This is a genomic window from Intrasporangium sp., from assembly GCF_030452765.1.
Classification (GTDB): Bacteria; Actinomycetota; Actinomycetes; order Actinomycetales; family Dermatophilaceae; genus Intrasporangium_A.
Genome location: NZ_JAKDLO010000002.1, coordinates 53,708 through 71,792 on the forward strand (window position 1 = coordinate 53,708; position 18,085 = coordinate 71,792).

The window sequence follows — 18,085 nt, forward strand, 5'->3', positions numbered from 1 at the left end:
ACTTGTTGTGTTCTACCACCCGCGCGCTCGGCGTCGGTGGCGTGCCGACGAGCGCGGCTACGCTGCATCCATGCGCGAGTACCTCGACCTGCTCGACCACGTGCTGACCCACGGCCAGGAGAAGTCCGACCGCACCGGCACCGGCACGCTCAGCGTCTTCGGCTACCAGATGCGCTTCGACCTGGCCGACGGCTTCCCTGCCCTCACCACCAAGAAGCTGCACCTGCGCTCGATCATCGGCGAGCTGCTGTGGTTCCTGCGCGGCGAGACGAACGTGAAGTGGCTGAACGACCGAGGTATCACGATCTGGGACGAGTGGGCCGACGCCGACGGCGACCTCGGCCCGGTCTACGGCCACCAGTGGCGCTCCTGGCCGACGCCGGACGGGCGCCACGTCGACCAGATCGCCAAGGTGATCGAGCAGATCCGCACCAACCCCGACAGCCGCCGCCTCGTCGTCTCCGCGTGGAACGTCGCCGACATCGAGGACATGGCGCTGCCGCCATGCCACACGATGTTCCAGTTCTACGTCTCGCCGGCGGGTCCTGAAGACTCGGGCAAGTGTCGGTTGTCCTGCCAGCTCTACCAGCGCAGCGCCGACATCTTCCTCGGCGTGCCGTTCAACATCGCGTCCTATGCGCTGCTGACCCAGCTGGTGGCCCAGCTGACCGATCTGGAGCCGGGCGAGTTCGTGCACACCCTCGGCGACGCGCACCTCTACCTCAACCACATCGACCAAGCCCGACTGCAGCTCACGCGCACGCCTCATCCGCTGCCGACGATGCGGATCAACCCGGCGAAGCGGCACATCGACGAGTTCGACCTCGACGACTTCGTCCTCGAGAACTATGTTGCCGAGCCGTCCATCAAGGCGCCCATCGCCGTCTGAGCCGGCCATGACCCTTGTCTCGATGATCGTGGCCGTCGGGCGCAACGGCGTCATCGGCGACGGCACGACGATGCCGTGGCACATCTCCGAGGACCTGAAGTACTTCAAACGCACGACGATGGGCCACCCGATGATCATGGGGCGGCGCACCTTCGAGTCGACGGGGGTCCTACCGGGGCGGCGCAGCATCGTCGTGACGCGGCAGCCCGAGTGGTTCAAGCCCGGCGTGGAGACCGCCCACTCGGTCGAGGAGGCACTCGCGCTCGCTGGTCCCGCCGACGAGGTCTTCGTCGTCGGCGGGGGGGAGATCTACCGCGCCGCCATGCCGTATGCCGCTCGCCTCCTGGTCACGGAGGTGGATCAGTCCCCGGCCGGCTCGGTCACCTTCCCCGACGTCGACCCTGCCGAGTGGCGCGAGGTCTCGCGCGATCCGCACGACGGCTTCACCTGGGTGGTCCACAAGCGCCGGTGAGAACCGTCGGGCCACTGTCGGAGCCGGCCCGCACCAAGAAAGCACGGCCCGCACTGTAACGCCAGGTCGGTCCCTACCGATGGTAGGGACGCAGGGCACTACTCGGACCCCCGAGCGAGTAGTGCCCTGCTTCCAGGTCCGCCCTCCCGGGCCGCTTAGAGATGTGGCTCGACGCATCAGTGTGGCTCGGAGCGGCAATGGCTCGGACCCGTCGGCACCCGTCCGCCGAGTCTGTGGTCACCGGTCCGGACGAGGCCGGGCCGGTGTCGCACCGGGCCGCTAACCTTGGCGCATGGCAGACGCACCCGTGCTCGGACGTGTTCTCTCGGCGATGGTCACGCCCATGCACGAGGACGGTTCCCTCGACCTCGAGTCCGCCGCGGGCCTGGCCGCGCACCTGGTCGACCAGGGCCACGACGGGCTCATCATCTCCGGCACCACCGGCGAGTCGCCGACGACCTCGGCCGGCGAGAAGGAGGACCTGCTTCGGGCCGTCGTGCACGCCGTGGGAGACCGGGCGGTCGTCGTGGCGGGCGCAGGGAGCAACGACACGGCCAAGAGCGTCGAGTCGGTCCGGGCCGCCGCGAAGGCCGGAGCCCACGCCGTGCTCGCCGTCACGCCGTACTACAACAAGCCACCGCAGGCGGGGCTCGTCGCGCACTTCCTCGCCCTGGCCGAGGCGAGCGACCTGCCCGTCATGGTCTACGACATCCCGGGGCGGTCCGGGATCGCCATCGCTCGTGACACCTACCTGAGGATTGCCGAACATGACCGCATCGTCGCGGTCAAGGACGCCCGCGCCGACCTCTGGTTCGCCAGCCAGATCATGGAGGCGACCGGGCTCGCCTGGTACTCCGGCGACGACTCGCTGGACCTCGCCCATTTCGTGAACGGGGCCACCGGCTTCGTCGGCGTGACCTCCCAGGTGAGCCCAGCGGCATACCGACGAATGGCGGACGCTGTCGTCGACGGGCGCTGGGACGAGGCCCGCGCGGTGCACCGGTCCCTGCACACGATCGTCGACGCCGTCATGCACGTCACGCAGGGCGCGATCATGGCCAAGGCCGCGCTGGCGGAGCAGGGCCACATCGCGACACCCACCGTGCGTCTTCCGCTGGTGCCCGCCGACGAGAGCCAGCTCGAGATACTGCGCGTCGCCCTCGCGACGATCGGCGACTGAGCCGTCGCTCCGACACGTCCACCCATCACCCGACAGGAGCTACGTGAGCCACCCGCATCCGGAACTGACCTATCCACCGGCGCTCGACCGAACCGGCCTGCGTGTCGTCGCCCTCGGCGGCCTCGGCGAGATCGGCCGCAACATGACCGTCCTCGAGACCCAGGGGCGGCTGCTCGTCATCGACTGCGGCGTCCTCTTCCCCGAGGACAGCCACCCGGGCGTCGACCTCATCCTGCCGGACTTCTCCTACCTCGAAGGCCGGCTGGGCGACATCGAGGCAGTCGTGCTCACGCATGGCCACGAGGATCACATCGGCGCCGTCCCGTACCTGCTGAAGCTCAAGGGAGACATCCCCCTGATCGGGTCGACCCTGACGCTTGCCCTCGTCGAGGCCAAGCTCAAGGAGCATCGCATCAAGCCGTACACGCTTGCCGTCAAGGAGGGCCAGCGCGAACGGCTCGGCGCCTTCGATCTCGAGTTCATCGCGGTCAACCACTCGATCCCAGACGCGCTCGCCGTCTTCGTCCGCACCCCGGCCGGGACGCTGCTGCACACCGGCGACTTCAAGATGGACCAGCTCCCGCTCGACGGACGCCTGACCGACCTGCGCTCCTTCGCCCGCGTCGGCGAGGAAGGTGTCGACCTGTTCCTCACCGACTCGACCAACGCCGACATCCCCGGCTTCACCACACCCGAGCGCGAGATCGCGCCAGCCATCGACAAGATCTTCCGGCACGCCCAGCGACGCATCATCGTCGCCTGCTTCAGCAGCCACGTCCACCGGGTCCAGCAGGTGCTCGACGCGGCGGAGAAGGCGGGCCGGAAGGTCGCGTTCGTCGGGCGCTCGATGGTCCGCAACATGGGCATCGCCGCCGACCTCGGCTACCTGCACGTGCCCGATGGCATCCTCGTCGACCTCAAGCGGATCGGCGACCTGCCCGACGACGAGGTCGTGCTCATCTCGACGGGGTCCCAGGGGGAGCCGATGGCCGCCCTGTCGCGGATGGCCAACCGTGACCACAAGATCGACGTCGGCCCCGGCGACACGGTCCTGCTCGCGAGCAGCCTCATCCCGGGCAACGAGAACGCCGTCTACCGCGTCATCAACGGGCTCATGCGTCTCGGCGCCACGGTGGTGCACAAGGGCATCGCCAACGTGCACGTGTCCGGCCATGCGAGTGCCGGCGAGCTGCTCTACGCCTACAACATCGTGCGGCCACGCAATGTCCTGCCCGTCCACGGCGAGTTCCGGCACATGTACGCCAACGCGCAGCTCGCCAAGGAGACCGGCGTGCCCGACGAGAACGTCCTGCTGGCCGAGGACGGCGTCGTCGTCGACCTCGTCGACGGACAGGCGCTCATCACCGGAGTTGTCGACTGCGGCTACGTCTACGTCGACGGCAGCAACATCGGCGGCACGGACGAGGCGCTGCTGAAGGACCGGCGCATCCTGCGCGACGAGGGCTTCATCACCTGCGTCGTCGTGCTCGACGCGGCGAGCGGCAAGATCGCCTCCGGCCCCGAGATCATGGCGCGAGGGTTCGCCGAGGACGACGAGATCTTCGAGAGCGTCATCCCGAAGGTCGAGCGCGCCGTCGAGGAGGCGGTCCGCAACGGGGTGCGCGACGACCACCAGCTCCAGCAGGTCGTGCGCCGGGCGATCGGCTCGTGGGCCGGCGGCAAGCTCCGGCGCCGACCCATGATCATCCCGGTCGTGATGCAGGCCTGACCCGGTGCGGCGCTGGCTCGACGCGGTCGTCGGGACGCTGCTCGTCCTGCTCGTCGTCGTCGGGGGCACCCGGTGGGTCGACACGACGTGGCGGCCCGTGATCGTGCTCCAGTCGCTGGGCCCGTTCGTCGTCATCGGCCTCGGCCTGCTCACCGTCGGGACCGTGCTGCTGCGCCGGTGGTGGATGCTCCTGCCGGTCGCCGCCTGCGCCGTCGCAGCGTGGGGTATGGCGCTGCCGACGTTCTTCGCGCACACCGTGCCCGGGCAGGCGAACCTGACCGTCATGGCGGCCAACCTCGACCAGGGCCGGGCCAACGCCGACCAGGTCATGGCGGCGGTCCGGGCCCACGACGTCGACGTCCTCGTCCTCACCGAGGCGACACCCGAGGTCATCGACCGCCTCGATGCGGCAGGACTGACCCGGCTGCTCGGGAACCGGACCGGTCAGGCACGGCCCGACACCTTCACCGGCACGACGGTCTACAGCCGGGTGCCGATGGCCGTCGTGGCCGGCACGGCCGATCCCGCCGTGGAGGGAACCGCGAGCCTGCAGCCGGAGGTGGTCCTGACCGTCGACGGCCGGCCGGTCCGGCTCAAGGCCGCCCATCCGATGGCGCCGCTGCCGGGCACCACCGAGCAGTGGCGGGCCGCTCTCAGCGCACTGAACCGGTGGAAGCAGAACGTCCCGGCCGGTGATCGGCTCGTCCTGGCCGGCGTCTTCAACGCCTCGTTCGGCCACCCGGCCTTCCGCCGGCTCGCGGACGGGCTGGTCGACGCGCAGCGCGCAGCGGGGCTCGGCTGGGTCCGGACCTGGCCGGTCGTGGGCCGGCGCTGGCCGCCCTTCGTCGCGCTCGACCACGTCCTGAGCCGTGGGCTGTCGGTCGTCGACGCCGGGCAGGTGGCCTTCCACGGCTCGGACCACTTCCTCGTGTGGGCGAAGTACGCGCTCGAGTGACCTCCCGTCCATCTCCCGCTCGAGCGGGCACCATCTCCCGGTCGAGCCGTCACCAGGGCGGCAGGACCGCGGCGGGGTCGCGGGGATCCCCGGCGGCGAGGGTCCAGCCCGACGCGCCGTGGGTCCACTCGTCGAGCGGCCCGATCTCGACGAGCCGACGGACGCCGCCGACCAGGCGGTCGACGGCCTCCTCCGTCGTGCCGAGGCCGATGCTCGCCCGCACCGCCGTCGTGAGAGGCTGCTCGATGCCCAGCAACCGGTCGACGAGCAGGTGTGCGCAGAACTTGCCGTCTCGTACACCGACTCCGTGCTCCCATGAGAGGGCCTGGGACACGAGAGACGGGTCAAGTCCGGGCACGGTGAAGGTGACGACGCCCACCAGATCCGCGTCGCCGCCGAAGATCTGCAGTCGCCGCAGGCCCGGGATCGCCGCGAGGCCGGATCGCAGCCGATCCAGCAGATGCGCCTCGTGTGCCTCGATGGCCGGGCGGTGCCGGGCAATGGTCGCGCATGCCGCGGCGAGGGCGATGGCACCGACGACGTTCGGGCTGCCGCCCTCGTGGCGTGCCGGTCCGGTCTGCCAGATGGTCGAGAACTGCGACACCGAGCGGGTCGCGCCGCCGCCGGCCAGGTACGGTTCACCGGCGTCGAGCCAGTCTCGAGGGCCGGCGAGGACGCCCGCCCCGAAGGGCGCGTACACCTTGTGCCCTGAGAAGGCGACATAGTCGACGTCCCAGGCGGCGAGATCGACCGCGCGATGGGCCGCAAGCTGGGCCGCGTCGACGGCGATCCGTGCACCATGGGAATGCGCGATCTCGGCAAGCCGCGCCACGGGCCAGATCTCCCCGGTGACGTTCGATGCGGCGGTGACCACGACGAGACGCACCGCCGCGAGGTGTGCCTCGAGTCCGCGGTCCAACAGAGCGAGGGCCTCGTCGATGCTGCTGGGTATCGGCAGCCGTACGGTACGGATCGCCTCCCACGGCAGCAGCGTCGAGTGGTGCTCGCTCTCGAAGACGAAGACGACCGCGTCGTCGGGCAGCGCCCGTGCCAGCAGGTTCCACGAGTCGGTTGTCGTCCGGGTGAAGAGGACCTCGTCGTCGGGCCGTGCACCGACGAACCGGGCGACTTCGTCACGGGCCTGCTCATACCAGGCGCTGGTCACTCGCGAGGCCCAGCCGGCCCCTCGGTGGACCGATGCATAGGTCTCGAGGGTCGCCTCGACGGCCTGTTTGACCGCGAAAAGGGCGGGGGTGGACGCGCCGTGGTCGAGGTTGCCGTAGACCTGCGCGCCCTGCCGCGTCGGGACGCGCAGGTCGGCGCCAACCAGGCGCGGGGGCTCCGACACGAAGGACGAACCCTGCCGTGCCACAGCCGCGGGCGGTGTGGTGGCTTCATGGACGGGGGCGATCGGGGCAGCAGGGGTGAGCAGGGACATCACAGCTCCCAACGGGTCTGGGACCCGCAAACGCAGGTCCGCGCTTGCCGTCCCCGGACGGGAACGACCCGGTCGTCACCCGGAGCACCCCGCCGCGGAAGGAGGGTTGCTGGCCAGCGAGCCGGGGCTTGACGCTGACGCTCTTGACCTGACCAGCAGGGTAGGGGCACTGGGCAGGGCTGGTCCACACCCCGACCTGCGCGTGTCGCCATCCGAGACAGGGTCCCGTTGTTCTGTGCCCGCTCGACCGGCACGTTCTGTCCGCTCGAGGGCGGGCGCCGGGCAAGGGGCGTCGCGCACGGAGGTGAGCGGCATACGGGCTCGCCCACGCGTCACATCCCGCGCACATCCGTCCCCTGTTGCGCGTGTGGCACGTGTGCCAGGAGGGCTTCCTGGCGTACCGTGCGGTCATGCCGTCTCGTCCGTCCAGCAGCACCCGTGGTTCCGCCGCAACCCGGAGCGGCGGGTCCGGGGGCTCATCCCGGGTGGCCTCGACCCGTCGCCCTGCCGCGCGGTCGCCCCGCTCCGCGGCGCGTCCGGCAGCGACCAAGTCACCCCGGCGCAAGGCCAAGGGCGGCGGGCTGCCGCTGCCGTTGCGGGCGATCCGGAACACGTGGATGGGTCTCTCCCACGTGGCCGGTGGGGCGGTCCGCCGGGTCGGCCACAGCGCGATGGACCTCGAGCCCGAGCACCGCCGCGATGGCCTCGGCTTCGCCCTGATCGCCCTCGCGGTCATCGTCGCTGCGCGGGAATGGTGGGGCGTGCCGGGCACGTTCGGCCAGGTCGTCCACGCGATCTTCGCCGGGACCTTCGGGCGGGTCACCTACGCCGTGCCGCTCGTGCTGCTCGCCCTCGGGGTGCGCCTGCTCCGCGCACCTCAGGACAACGCCGCGAACGCCCGGATCACGTGGGGAACCGTCGCACTCACCGTCTCGGCCTGCGGCCTGACCCATCTCGCCGCCGGTATCCCGAACCCGCCCGACGGGGCGGACGGGATGCGCGCGGCGGGGGGCATCATCGGCTTCCTCGCCTCGAGCCCGCTTGCGGCGGCCGTCTCCGGGTACGGCGCCGTCATCATCCTCGGCCTGCTCGGGGTCTTCGGTCTGCTCGTCGTCACCGCGACCCCGGTCACCCTGATCCCGACCCGGCTGCGCCGGCTGCGCGACCTCGTGCTGCACCGCGGCGAGACGGCAACGCAGGACGCCGCGCCGAGCGACACGCAACCGAGCGGCCGCAAGCGCCGCAAGCGTGTCGCGGTCGACCTGCAGGACGGCCGGGAGGGCGACGAGGCCTTCCGCCAAGCAGCGCAGGTCGACGGCTCGGACGTGAAGGAGTCGCGTCTCCGGCCCGGCGAGAAGCGCCCGACGAGGCCCGGCCTGCTCGCCCCGGCGCCGGCGGACGCGTCCGGTGTCGACGCCACCGACCCGAAGACGCACGGGGCTCCCCCCAAGGACAGCCCCCAGGCTGATCTCCTCGCGCCCCCGACGAACGCGATGCCGGCCCGTGCCGAGCAGCTCTCGCTCGGCGGGGACGTCGCCTACCGGCTGCCCGACCAGGCGCTGCTGGCGCCCGGCGCGCCGCACAAGACACGGAGCGAGACCAACGACCGCGTCGTCGAGTCGCTCACCAACGTCTTCGAGCAGTTCGACATCGATGCCGCGGTCACCGGGTTCACCCGGGGCCCGACGGTCACCCGCTACGAGGTCGAGCTCGGCTCGGGCACGAAGGTCGAGCGGGTCACGGCGCTCTCCAAGAACATCGCGTATGCCGTCGCCTCAGCCGACGTGCGCATCCTCAGCCCCATTCCGGGCAAGTCCGCGATCGGTATCGAGATCCCGAACGCCGACCGCGAGAATGTCGCGCTCGGTGACGTGATGCGCAGCCAGACCGCTCGCAGCAACCACCACCCGATGGTCATGGGGGTCGGCAAGGATGTCGAGGGGGCCTACGTCATCGCCAACCTCGCCAAGATGCCGCACCTGCTCGTCGCGGGTGCGACCGGCTCGGGCAAGTCGAGCTTCGTCAACTCGATGATCACCTCGGTCCTCATGCGGGCCACACCCGAGGAGGTCCGGCTCGTCCTCGTCGACCCGAAGCGGGTCGAGCTGACCGCCTACGAGGGCATCCCGCACCTGATCACCCCGATCATCACGAGCCCCAAGAAGGCTGCCGAGGCGCTCCAGTGGGTGGTGCGCGAGATGGACCAGCGCTACGACGACCTCGCCGCGTTCGGCTTCAAGCACGTCGACGACTTCAACAAAGCGGTCCGGGCCGGCAAGGTCAAGCCGCCGGCCGGCTCGGAGCGGACTCTCACGGCCTATCCCTACCTGCTCGTCGTCGTCGACGAGCTGGCCGACCTGATGATGGTGGCGCCGCGAGACGTCGAGGAGTCGGTCGTGCGGATCACCCAGCTCGCCCGCGCGGCGGGGATCCACCTGGTGCTGGCCACCCAGCGCCCGTCGGTCGACGTCGTGACGGGCCTGATCAAGGCGAACGTGCCCTCCCGGATGGCCTTCGCGACGAGCTCGCTCGCCGACTCGCGGGTCGTGCTCGACCAGCCCGGTGCCGAGAAGCTGATCGGCCAGGGCGACGCCCTCTTCCTGCCGATGGGCGCGAGCAAGCCGATGCGGGTGCAGGGTGCGTGGGTCAACGAGTCGGAGATCCACGACGTCGTCAGGTTCGTCACCGAGCAGCTCAAGCCGAACTACGTCGAGAACGTCATCGTCGCCACCCCGAAGAAGCAGATCGACGACGACATCGGCGACGACCTCGACGTGCTGCTGCAGGCCGCCGAGCTGGTCGTGACGACCCAGTTCGGGTCGACCTCGATGCTGCAGCGCAAGCTTCGCGTCGGGTTCGCCAAGGCCGGCCGGCTCATGGACCTGCTCGAGTCCCGCGGCATCGTCGGGCCGAGCGAGGGCAGCAAGGCACGCGACGTGCTGGTCCGCCCCGACGACCTGCCGACGACTCTGGCACTGCTCCGCGGCGAGGACGTGCCGCTCGCGTCGGATCGTGACCCGGTGGGCGGGGCCGCCGGCGCCGAAGAGGTCGGTGACGGCGCACGACCGTACGACGGCTCGGTCGTCGACCGCGAGCCGGTGGCGGACCAGTCCCGTGCCGGCCTGGACGAGCACGACAGCCCGGAGCGGACGGCCGCGATCGTGGCCCAGCGCAGTGCGCACCGCGACGGCGACACCGGGCGTGGCCTGGCGAGCTCGTGGACGCCCGGTGACCTCACGCCGCAGCCCGACGACCTCGCGGACGACGAGTCCGAGGACGCCTGGCAGCTGACCGACAGGCCCGAGCACCGCTGGTGACCGGCGGGCATCCGCTCGGCTCCCGGGACTGTGGGTGAGCGGCCCTGGTCACTAGAGTCCCTGCAATGGAGTCGTCGTCGTCAATGGACCTCTGGCCCGCGTTCTCCGAGCCGCTGCGTCCGCTGAACCGTTGGCAACGCTGGGTGCGCAACATCCGCGAGACCCCCAGCGCGGTCCTGTTGTTCGGCCAGATCGCGCTGCTGTTCGTCTACCCGTACATCGAGACCGCCACCCTGGGCCACTACGCCAAGGCCGCGATCGGTGCCGCGGCGCTCGTGGTCATCTTCCTCGCGGTCCGGGTCGCCCGGGCCACTCCGGCCCTGACCTGGGTCGCGGCGGTGCTGGGCGTCCCTGTCGTGCTGCTGACCGTCGCCGAGGCGGTCTGGCAGGACATCGTGCCGCTTGCCTTCGTGTCTGCCCTGCTGCACGCGCTTTTCTACTTCTACATCGCCTACGCCCTGATCCGGTACATGTTCGCCGACAACTGGGTGACCCGTGACGAGCTGTTCGCGACCGGCGCCACCTTCACGGTCGTCGTGTGGGCGTATGCGTACGTCTACCAGACCGTCCAGTTCATCTGGCCAAACTCGTTCACGATCCACGGCGGGGAGCTGCCCGGCACTCGCAGCTGGTTCGAGCTGCTCTATCTGTCGGTCACGACGATGACGAACACGGGACTGTCCGACATCGTCGCGGTGACACCCCATGTGCGGTCGTTCGTCATGCTGCAGATGCTGTCGGGCATCCTCTACGTCGCCCTCGTCGTGGCTCGCCTCGTCGGCCTGACGATCATGCGCTTCAACCGGTGAGGGGGATGCCGCTCAGCCGGCCTGTGCGACGTCCTCGACCGCGCGCATGACCCGCAGCACGTTCTCGCGCACGAGCTTCGCGCCGTCGCCGTCCGACCAGCCCCGCTCGAGCAGGGCAGCGACGAGGCGCGGGTAGCCGCTCACGTCCTCGAGCCCCACCGGGAACGTGTCGGTCCCGTCGTAGTCCCCACCGATCCCGACGTGGTCGATGCCCGCGACCTCCCGGACGTGCTCGACATGGTCAGCGACCTGCTCGATCGTCGCGGAGGGTTTCTGGTGGTCGGTCACGTAGCCGGCGACGAACCGCTGGAAGCCGACCCAGTCCTTGGCGTCGACGCCCACCTGCGCGGCTGCGGCGGATGCCTCGATGCGCCACTCGGCCGCCGCCGGGGAGACGAACTCCGGCACGAAGGTGACCATGCAGACTCCGTCGTTGTCGGCGAGCCTTGCCAGGACGTCGTCGGGCACGTTCCGGGGCGAGTCGCACAGCGCCCGCGCCGACGAGTGGCTGAAGATCGCCGGTGCGCTGGTCGTCTCGAGCGCGTCCCGCATCGTCGACGCGGCGACGTGGCTGAGGTCGACCATCATCCCGATCCGGTTCATCTCCCGCACGACCTCCCGACCGAAGTCCGTCAGGCCACCGGCGGCCGGCACGTCCGTCGCGGAGTCCGCCCACGGCACGTTGTCGTTGTGGGTCAGCGTCAGGTACCGGACCCCGAGCTCGTGCAGCAGCCGCAGCACGGCCAGCGACCCGCCGAGCGAGTGGCCACCCTCCGCGCCCATGAGCGAGGCGATCCGGCCCTCACGAGCCGCCGCCGCGACGTCACCGGAGGTCCGCGCGGGAGCGAGGTGGGCGGCATACCTCCCGATCATCCGGCGCACGCCGTCGACCTGCTCGAGCGTCGCGACCACGGCCTCCGGGCCGGGCAGGGTGCTCGGCACGAAGACCGACCAGAACTGGGCACCGACCCCGCCGGCACGCAGCCTGGGAAGGTCCGTGTTGGTCGTCGTGAGAGGCCCGGCGATGTCGAGGCGGTCGAAGTCGTAGCCCACCTGCTCGCGCAGCTGCCACGGCAGGTCGTTGTGCCCGTCGACGAGCGGATGCTCGTCGAGCAGGGCGCGGGCTCGGTCCAGTGGCGGCACAGTGGGTGACATGCGGGCCATTGAACACCCCGCAACTACAGTGTGCGTATGACCCGGCCCGGCAAGAGCGTCGCCCTCGTCACCCTCGGGTGCGCGCGCAACGAGGTCGACTCGGAGGAGCTGGCCGGTCGTCTGCTGGCGGGGGGCTGGCGACTGGTCGACGACGCGTCGCAGGCCGACGTGGCCGTGGTCAACACGTGCGGCTTCATCGAGCAGGCCAAGAAGGACTCGATCGACGTGCTCCTGCAGGCGGCCGAGCTCAAGGCGTCGGGCGGGCGCACCCGGGCGGTCGTGGCGGTGGGCTGCCTCGCCGAGCGGTATGGCGCGGAGCTTGCCGACGAGCTGCCCGAGGCCGACGCGGTGCTCGGGTTCGACTCCTACCGAGACCTGTCGGCGCACCTGCGCACGATCCTCGCGGGGGGACACGTCTCGAGCCATGTCCCCGGTGACCGGCGCAGGTTGCTCCCACTCGGCCCGGCCGCCCGGCGGGGTGAGGTCGGGCACGTGGCGACGCCTGGTTTCGGCGACGAGCCGACCGGCCCCGTGCCGCCCACCGGCCCCCGCGTCATCCGGGCGCGCCTGGACGGCCGGCCGTGGGCGCCGCTGAAGATCGCCTCGGGCTGCGACCGGCGCTGTACCTTCTGCGCCATCCCGACGTTCCGTGGGGCGTTCGTGTCCCGCCGACCCGAGGAGGTGCTCGCCGAGGCCCGCTGGCTTGCCGAGCGCGGGGTCAAGGAGCTCTTCCTCGTCTCGGAGAACTCGACGTCCTACGGCAAGGACCTCGGCGACCTCGCGCTGCTCGAGAAGCTGCTGCCCGAGCTGACCACCGTGCCGGGCATCGAACGGGTCCGGGTCTCCTACCTGCAGCCGGCGGAGATCCGGCCCGGTCTGCTCGCCACGATGGCGCAGACGCCGGGGGTCGCGCCGTACTACGACATCTCGTTCCAGCACGCCTCCGAGCCGGTGCTGCGCGCGATGCGCCGGTTCGGCTCGGCCGAGGCGTTCCTCGACCTGGTCGGCCGGGTCCGGGCACGCTCACCGCAGGCCGGGATCCGCTGCAACGTCATCGTCGGTTTCCCCGGCGAGACCGACGCCGACGTCGTCGAGCTCGAGCAGTTCCTGACCGCTGCGCGGCTCGACGTCGTCGGGGTCTTCGGCTACTCCGACGAGGACGGCACCGAGGCGGAGACGCTGGCCGGCAAGGTGCCCGGCGATGTCATCGCCGAGCGTCTCGACCGCGTCGGTCGGCTCGTCGAGGAGCTGAACGCCCAGCGGGCCCAGGAGCGGGTCGGCGAAGTCGTCGACGTCCTCGTCGAGGAGGCGCCGGTGCCAGGTCGTGCTGGTCGGACTGCCGACGAGGTTGTCGGGCGGGCCGGCTTCCAGGGGCCGGACGTCGACGGCGTGACGGTCCTGCACCTCCCCGGTGCCGCAGGTGTCCCGCGCGTCGGTGAACTGGTGCGCGCGACGGTCCTGACCACCGAAGGTGTCGACCTGGTCGCGGTGCCGGGATGAGTGTGCACCGGGGCGAGGGCCCGCCGTCGCAGCCGTCGGACTGGAACCTGCCGAACGCGCTGACCGTGGCGCGCGTGCTGATGGTGCCGGTCTACGGCGTGCTGCTGCTGCACGCCGACGGTGCGGACCCATGGTGGCGAGGCTGGGCCTGCCTGGTTTTCGTGCTGGCCGCCGTCACCGACGGGATCGACGGTCGGCTCGCCCGCAGCCGCGGCCAGATCACGAACTTCGGCAAGGTCGCCGACCCGATCGCAGACAAGGCCCTGATGGGTATGGCCTTCATCGGCCTGTCCGTGCTCGGCGAGATCTGGTGGTGGGTGACCATCGTCATGCTGGCCCGCGAGGTCGGGGTCACCGTGCTGCGCTTCGTCGTGATCCGCTACGGCGTCATGCCCGCCGGCCGGGGCGGCAAGCTCAAGACGATCCTGCAGACCGTCTCGCTCGGGGCGCTCACCTTCCCCCTGTGGATACTGCCCGTCGCCGGGGTATGGCGCTTCCTGGCCCACGTCGTGCTCGGCGCGGCCCTCGTGGCGGCCGTCGCCAGCGGGATCGACTACGTCTTCAAGGCCGACCGGCTCCGTCGGACGAGCCGCGCGACCCGGCTGCACCGCCACGGCCCTGGGGATACCTCGTGACACGTGAGCTCTCGGCACGCGTCGTCAGTCGCCTGACCGAGGCGCACCAGACCATCGCGTGTGGCGAGTCGCTGACCGCTGGGCTCGTGTCGGCGACGATCGCCGACACGCCGGGTGCCTCAGTCGTGCTGCTCGGAGGTGTGGTGGCGTACGCAGCCGAGGTGAAGGTCGACCTCTTGGGCGTCCCCATCGCCCTCATCGCGGAGGCCGGCACCGTCGACCCGCGGGTGGCCGTCGCGATGGCCGAAGGGGTCCGCGTCCGGCTCGGTGCGACGTGGGGCGTCTCGACGACCGGTGTCGCCGGGCCGGGGCCGGCTGAGGGCAAGCCCACCGGCACGGTCCATGTCGCAGTCGCGGGCCCTGGGGGAACAGAGTCGCGGGCCCTGCGGTTGACCGGGGACCGGGCAGACATCCGTGCCGCGACCGTCGAACATCTGCTGCGGCTGCTCGTCGAGCGGCTGGACGTGGCGGTGAAAAGCTCAGATGCGCGGACAGACCGACGGGGTACGGTAGGGGAGACGGCACGAGCAGCAACGACATCGGCAGCGCGCCCAAGAACGACACCCACACCGGAAAGCCCCCGAGAACGACATCGAGAACGACACCGAGGAGGTTGACATGACCCTGTTGCGACGTGAGCTCGGTGATGTCCTTCGCGAGCGTCGGCGGTCCCAGGGACGCACGCTCCGCGAGGTGTCGGCCTCGGCTGCGGTGTCGCTCGGCTACCTCAGCGAGGTCGAGCGTGGCGAGAAGGAAGCGTCCTCCGAGCTGCTCGCCTCGATCTGTGGCGCTCTCGAGCTGCCGCTGTCGCAGGTGCTGATCGACGTCTCCGGCCGCATGGCGGAGTCAGAGGGGCTCGCGGCGACAGTGCCGCTGCCCGTTCCCAACGAAGCAGCCGTGGTGTCGGCCTCGGCTGCCTGACGAAGGAGTCGCGATGGCGATCTCACCGTTCCGAACTCTCGAAGAGCATCTCGAGGCGGCCGGAGAACACGGGACCGTCTCGCTGTGGTGGGGCGACCTCATCGGTGCCCGGTTCGCGCGCGGCGCCGACGAGCCGCACTACGCCGCTTCGACGATGAAGCTGCCGCTCGTCCTGGCCGTCCTGCGCAAGGCGGCCCGCGGACAGATCAACCTCTCCGCACCGGTCGAGATCCACAACATCTTCACCTCCGTGGCCGACGGGTCCCGCTTCTCCGTGGATCCGGCCGAGGACCAGGACTCGGGCACGTGGGCGGCCCTCGAGCACGGCACCACCCGCTCGATCCTGCAGCTGTGCGACCACGCGATCACCCACTCCGGCAACCTCGCCGCCAACATCCTGCTCGAGATGGTCGGGATCGACGAGATCGGCCACGTGCTGCACGCCGCAGGCTGCTCGGACACGACCGTCGTGCGTCGTGGTATCGAGGACACCAGGGCCCGTCAGGCCGGTATCACGAACATCGTGACGGCAGCCGATCTCGGTCGTCTCATGGCAAGCCTGGCTCGCCATGACACCGCCCTCGGCGGTGCCCCGGTCTGCGCGCCGGTGGAGGCGATGCTGAGCCGGTCGAAGAACCGCAACCAGATCCCGGCCGGTCTCCCGGTAGACGTCTCCACCGCGAACAAGACCGGTGAGATCGACGGCGTCTCGCATGACGTCTGCCTCGTGCGTCCGGTCGACCGGGCACCGTTCGTGCTGTCGATCTGCACGACGACCGACCTGTCCGAGTCGGCGGCGGCCGCGCTCGTCGCCTCCCTCGCCAAGGACGTGTGGCGGGTCTGCACGGAGTGACCTGGGCGAAAGCCGACGCGGTACGCCGGATGGCGGTACGCCGGATTGCGGTATGCCGGATTGCGGTATGCCGGATGGCTCCACGACGTCAGGTGCCCGGTGGCCAAGGCCACCGGGCACCTGCTTGCGAGGCTGTCAGTTCCCGACGACGCGCAGCGAGAAGGTGCCTTCGCCGTCGCCCGTGGACGAGACGTTGAGCCCGACGGCGCGCAGGGCCTCGAGGGCATCGTGCGCCTCCGGGCCGACCTCGGGCAGGTAGTACTTCTCGACCCGGTCGAGGTCGAGGTAGACGCCGCCGGTCATCGTGCTCGTGTCACCGATCGCGGTCTTGAACGTGTCGCTGTCACCGAGCTTGCCGGCCTGCGCGAGCGCGTCCGTGTATCCCGGGGTCGTCGCCGCGTAGAGCCGGTCACCGTCGACCTTCGTGTCGAGCTGCAGCGCGCCGCCGGACACGTCCTGGAGCGAGGTGAGGACCTCCTCAGCGCGTTTCGCGTCGGTGCCGGCGACCTTGAGGCCGATCGTCGGCAGGCTTGAGCCGAGAGCCTGCTCGGGCATGGCGAGAGTGAAGGACTTGCCGAGCAGCACCGCGAGGTCGGCGGGCAGCTTGATCCCGAGCTGGTCCTCGAGCATGCCCGACACGTCGCTGCCCGAGCCCGCACCCGGAAGGTCGTCCAGGGCCTTCTTGAGGTTGGGCCACGCCGAGTCGACGAGCTGGGCGCCACCCGAGAGCTGGACGGCGCCGATGGTGTCGGCGGGCAGCGAGGCGAGCTCCGCGCCGTTGCCGTCGACGCGCTTCACGGCGTCCTGACCGCGTCCGATGCCGGCGAGCTCGATGTAGTCGGGATCGAAGCGCACGGTCATGGCCGCGCGTCCCTGGACCGAGCTGAGGGCGGTCCCGCCGACGGTGGGACCAGGTGCGTCGACCTGCGTGGCGAGCTTGCCGGCGTCGAACCACATCGACGCGATGCCCTGGTCGCCGAGGGCGCCCATGTCGCCCGAGAACGTCGAGTTGCCCGCGAGGCTGCCCTTGTCGAGGGCTGCGAGGGTCGCATCTCCCTGGCCCTTCGGCGTGAGCAGGACGTAGCCGTCGCGAGTGCGGACGTCGGTCTGCTCGTCCGACTCCGTGCTGCAGGCGGTGAGCCTGGTCAGCGTGTCGCTCGCCTGTGCCGCATCGGAGGTCTGCAGGACGACGACCAGGTTCTGCTGACCGTCGGTCTTGCCGGGGCGGACGCCGAGGCCCGCGCGCTCGCCGAGCCAGGGCGCGATGTCCTTGGCGAAGTCGAACTTCGCGAGGCAGGCGTTCTGGGACTCCTGGACCACCCGGTCCCAGAGCTCCTTACGCATGTCGTCGGCGCCGAGGATGTCCTTGGCCTCCGGGATCTTGTTCAGGAAGCGCACAGCCGCGACCTTCTGCCCGGCCGACGGGTCGATGTCGAGCCGGACATAGGCGAGCGCGTCTGCCGGGATCACGTCGGCCGGCTGGGCACCGTCACCGGAGAGCTGTGCGACACCGAAGGCGATGCCCCCACCGAGGGCGAGGGCCCCGACGAGGCCTGCCGCGACCAGGCCGGTGCGGCGCCGAGTGCTCTTGGGCCCGGCGTCGTCGCTGAACGGCACCCCCTCGGCGGCAGCCTGTCCCGGGGCCGGCTCCGGCACGTCCGCGGTGGACGCAGGGTCGGTCTCGGGCCCCCCGCCTGCGGCGCCCGGGTAGTCGTAGTGCGTCGGCATCGCCTGGGTGTCCGACTGCGGGATCGACTGGGTCTGGTCGGTGCCGTCGGGGCGGTTCCCCGGGGTCGGCTGTGGCGTCGGGTCGTTCGGCTGAGTCATGTGGTCCTGTCCCCCTGTCATGGCGGAACCCGGCCGGTTGCGCCGGGTCCGGAGGCGAACTCTACAAGGTGGGGCACGGTTGGGCCGAGTTTGGGCGGGTTTGGTGCCATTGCGTGACCTGAGAGGTTCAACACGTGGTCCGCCGGATCTGGGCGGAGGAGTCGAGCGATCCACGTGGCAGACTCGAAGCGTGCGGATGAGCCACTTCTGGACCCTCATGCGGGACGAGTTCGGCCAGGGCTACGCCGACTCCCTGGCCCGCGACCACGTCCTCGGCGCGCTCGGCAACCGGACGGTCCGCCAGGCGCTCGAGCTGGGTGTGCCGCCCCGAACCGTCTGGGAGGCCCTGTGCGAGGACATGGACGTCCCCGAGCATCGGCGTCTTGGTCGCGACGCCCGGGAGGC

Annotated in this window: 16 protein-coding genes and 1 riboswitch; of the genes, 13 read left to right on the forward strand and 3 right to left on the reverse strand. The window is 70.7% G+C overall.

All coding sequences use genetic code 11. The features are described from left to right. The first annotated feature begins 70 nt into the window (after nucleotides 1-70). From L0H79_RS00655 to L0H79_RS00675, 5 genes are all read left to right on the forward strand, one after another. Nucleotides 71-889, forward strand: coding sequence for a thymidylate synthase (locus L0H79_RS00655; RefSeq protein WP_301482597.1), 819 nt, complete (start codon nucleotides 71-73; stop codon nucleotides 887-889). Between the two features lie 22 nt (nucleotides 890-911). Continuing rightward, a complete protein-coding gene (locus tag L0H79_RS00660; RefSeq protein WP_301482598.1) occupies nucleotides 912-1,361 on the forward strand; it encodes a dihydrofolate reductase in 450 nt (149 codons plus the stop codon). A gap of 292 nt (nucleotides 1,362-1,653) precedes the next feature. Then, nucleotides 1,654-2,541, forward strand: a complete 888-nt coding sequence (gene dapA / locus L0H79_RS00665) for a 4-hydroxy-tetrahydrodipicolinate synthase (protein WP_301482599.1) — start codon at nucleotides 1,654-1,656, stop codon at nucleotides 2,539-2,541. A gap of 43 nt (nucleotides 2,542-2,584) precedes the next feature. Beyond that, complete coding sequence (locus tag L0H79_RS00670) at nucleotides 2,585-4,270, forward strand: ribonuclease J (protein WP_301482600.1); 1,686 nt, start codon at nucleotides 2,585-2,587, stop codon at nucleotides 4,268-4,270. A gap of 4 nt (nucleotides 4,271-4,274) precedes the next feature. After that, nucleotides 4,275-5,225, forward strand: coding sequence for an endonuclease/exonuclease/phosphatase family protein (locus L0H79_RS00675; RefSeq protein WP_301482601.1), 951 nt, complete (start codon nucleotides 4,275-4,277; stop codon nucleotides 5,223-5,225). A gap of 49 nt (nucleotides 5,226-5,274) precedes the next feature. Here L0H79_RS00675 and L0H79_RS00680 read toward each other — a convergent pair whose 3' ends face one another. After that, nucleotides 5,275-6,663, reverse strand: a complete 1,389-nt coding sequence (locus tag L0H79_RS00680) for an aminotransferase class V-fold PLP-dependent enzyme (protein ID WP_301482602.1) — start codon at nucleotides 6,661-6,663, stop codon at nucleotides 5,275-5,277. Nucleotides 6,664-6,698: 35 nt separating this feature from the next. Beyond that, nucleotides 6,699-6,812: riboswitch (SAM riboswitch) on the reverse strand. 261 nt (nucleotides 6,813-7,073) lie between these two features. Between L0H79_RS00680 and L0H79_RS00685 the strand changes: the two genes are divergently transcribed. Both L0H79_RS00685 and L0H79_RS00690 read left to right on the forward strand, forming a co-directional pair. Beyond that, nucleotides 7,074-9,980 carry a DNA translocase FtsK 4TM domain-containing protein gene (locus tag L0H79_RS00685; protein WP_301482603.1) on the forward strand — a complete coding sequence of 969 codons (2,907 nt, stop codon included), beginning with the start codon at nucleotides 7,074-7,076 and terminating at the stop codon, nucleotides 9,978-9,980. An 83-nt stretch (nucleotides 9,981-10,063) separates the two neighbouring features. Continuing rightward, nucleotides 10,064-10,789 (forward strand): potassium channel family protein, encoded by a 726-nt coding sequence (locus L0H79_RS00690; RefSeq protein ID WP_301482604.1) that lies wholly within the window; start codon nucleotides 10,064-10,066, stop codon nucleotides 10,787-10,789. 12 nt (nucleotides 10,790-10,801) lie between these two features. On the opposite strand, the gene L0H79_RS00695 is transcribed toward L0H79_RS00690, so the two are convergent. Continuing rightward, a complete protein-coding gene (locus L0H79_RS00695; RefSeq protein ID WP_301482605.1) occupies nucleotides 10,802-11,944 on the reverse strand; it encodes a dipeptidase in 1,143 nt (380 codons plus the stop codon). Nucleotides 11,945-11,980: 36 nt separating this feature from the next. On the opposite strand from L0H79_RS00695, the gene rimO reads away from it, so the two are divergent. From rimO to L0H79_RS00720, 5 genes are read left to right on the forward strand one after another with little or no spacing between them, the layout of a single operon-like run. Then, entirely contained in the window at nucleotides 11,981-13,444 is a 1,464-nt protein-coding gene (gene rimO / locus L0H79_RS00700) for a 30S ribosomal protein S12 methylthiotransferase RimO (RefSeq protein ID WP_301482606.1), read from the forward strand. Beyond that, entirely contained in the window at nucleotides 13,441-14,079 is a 639-nt protein-coding gene (gene pgsA / locus L0H79_RS00705) for a CDP-diacylglycerol--glycerol-3-phosphate 3-phosphatidyltransferase (protein WP_301482607.1), read from the forward strand. The genes rimO and pgsA overlap by 4 nt, the downstream gene beginning before the upstream one ends. After that, entirely contained in the window at nucleotides 14,076-14,696 is a 621-nt protein-coding gene (locus tag L0H79_RS00710; protein WP_301482608.1) for a CinA family protein, read from the forward strand. The genes pgsA and L0H79_RS00710 overlap by 4 nt, the downstream gene beginning before the upstream one ends. Nucleotide 14,697: 1 nt before the next feature. Next, a complete protein-coding gene (locus L0H79_RS00715; RefSeq protein ID WP_301482609.1) occupies nucleotides 14,698-15,000 on the forward strand; it encodes a helix-turn-helix domain-containing protein in 303 nt (100 codons plus the stop codon). A 13-nt stretch (nucleotides 15,001-15,013) separates the two neighbouring features. Next, nucleotides 15,014-15,853, forward strand: a complete 840-nt coding sequence (locus L0H79_RS00720) for a serine hydrolase (RefSeq protein WP_301482610.1) — start codon at nucleotides 15,014-15,016, stop codon at nucleotides 15,851-15,853. 135 nt (nucleotides 15,854-15,988) lie between these two features. Here L0H79_RS00720 and L0H79_RS00725 read toward each other — a convergent pair whose 3' ends face one another. Continuing rightward, nucleotides 15,989-17,680, reverse strand: a complete 1,692-nt coding sequence (locus tag L0H79_RS00725; protein ID WP_301482611.1) for a DUF3352 domain-containing protein — start codon at nucleotides 17,678-17,680, stop codon at nucleotides 15,989-15,991. A 190-nt stretch (nucleotides 17,681-17,870) separates the two neighbouring features. Here L0H79_RS00725 and L0H79_RS00730 point away from each other — a divergent pair. Beyond that, nucleotides 17,871-18,085 (forward strand): DUF3046 domain-containing protein (locus L0H79_RS00730; RefSeq protein WP_301482612.1); only part of this gene is annotated, 215 nt, incomplete at its 3' end.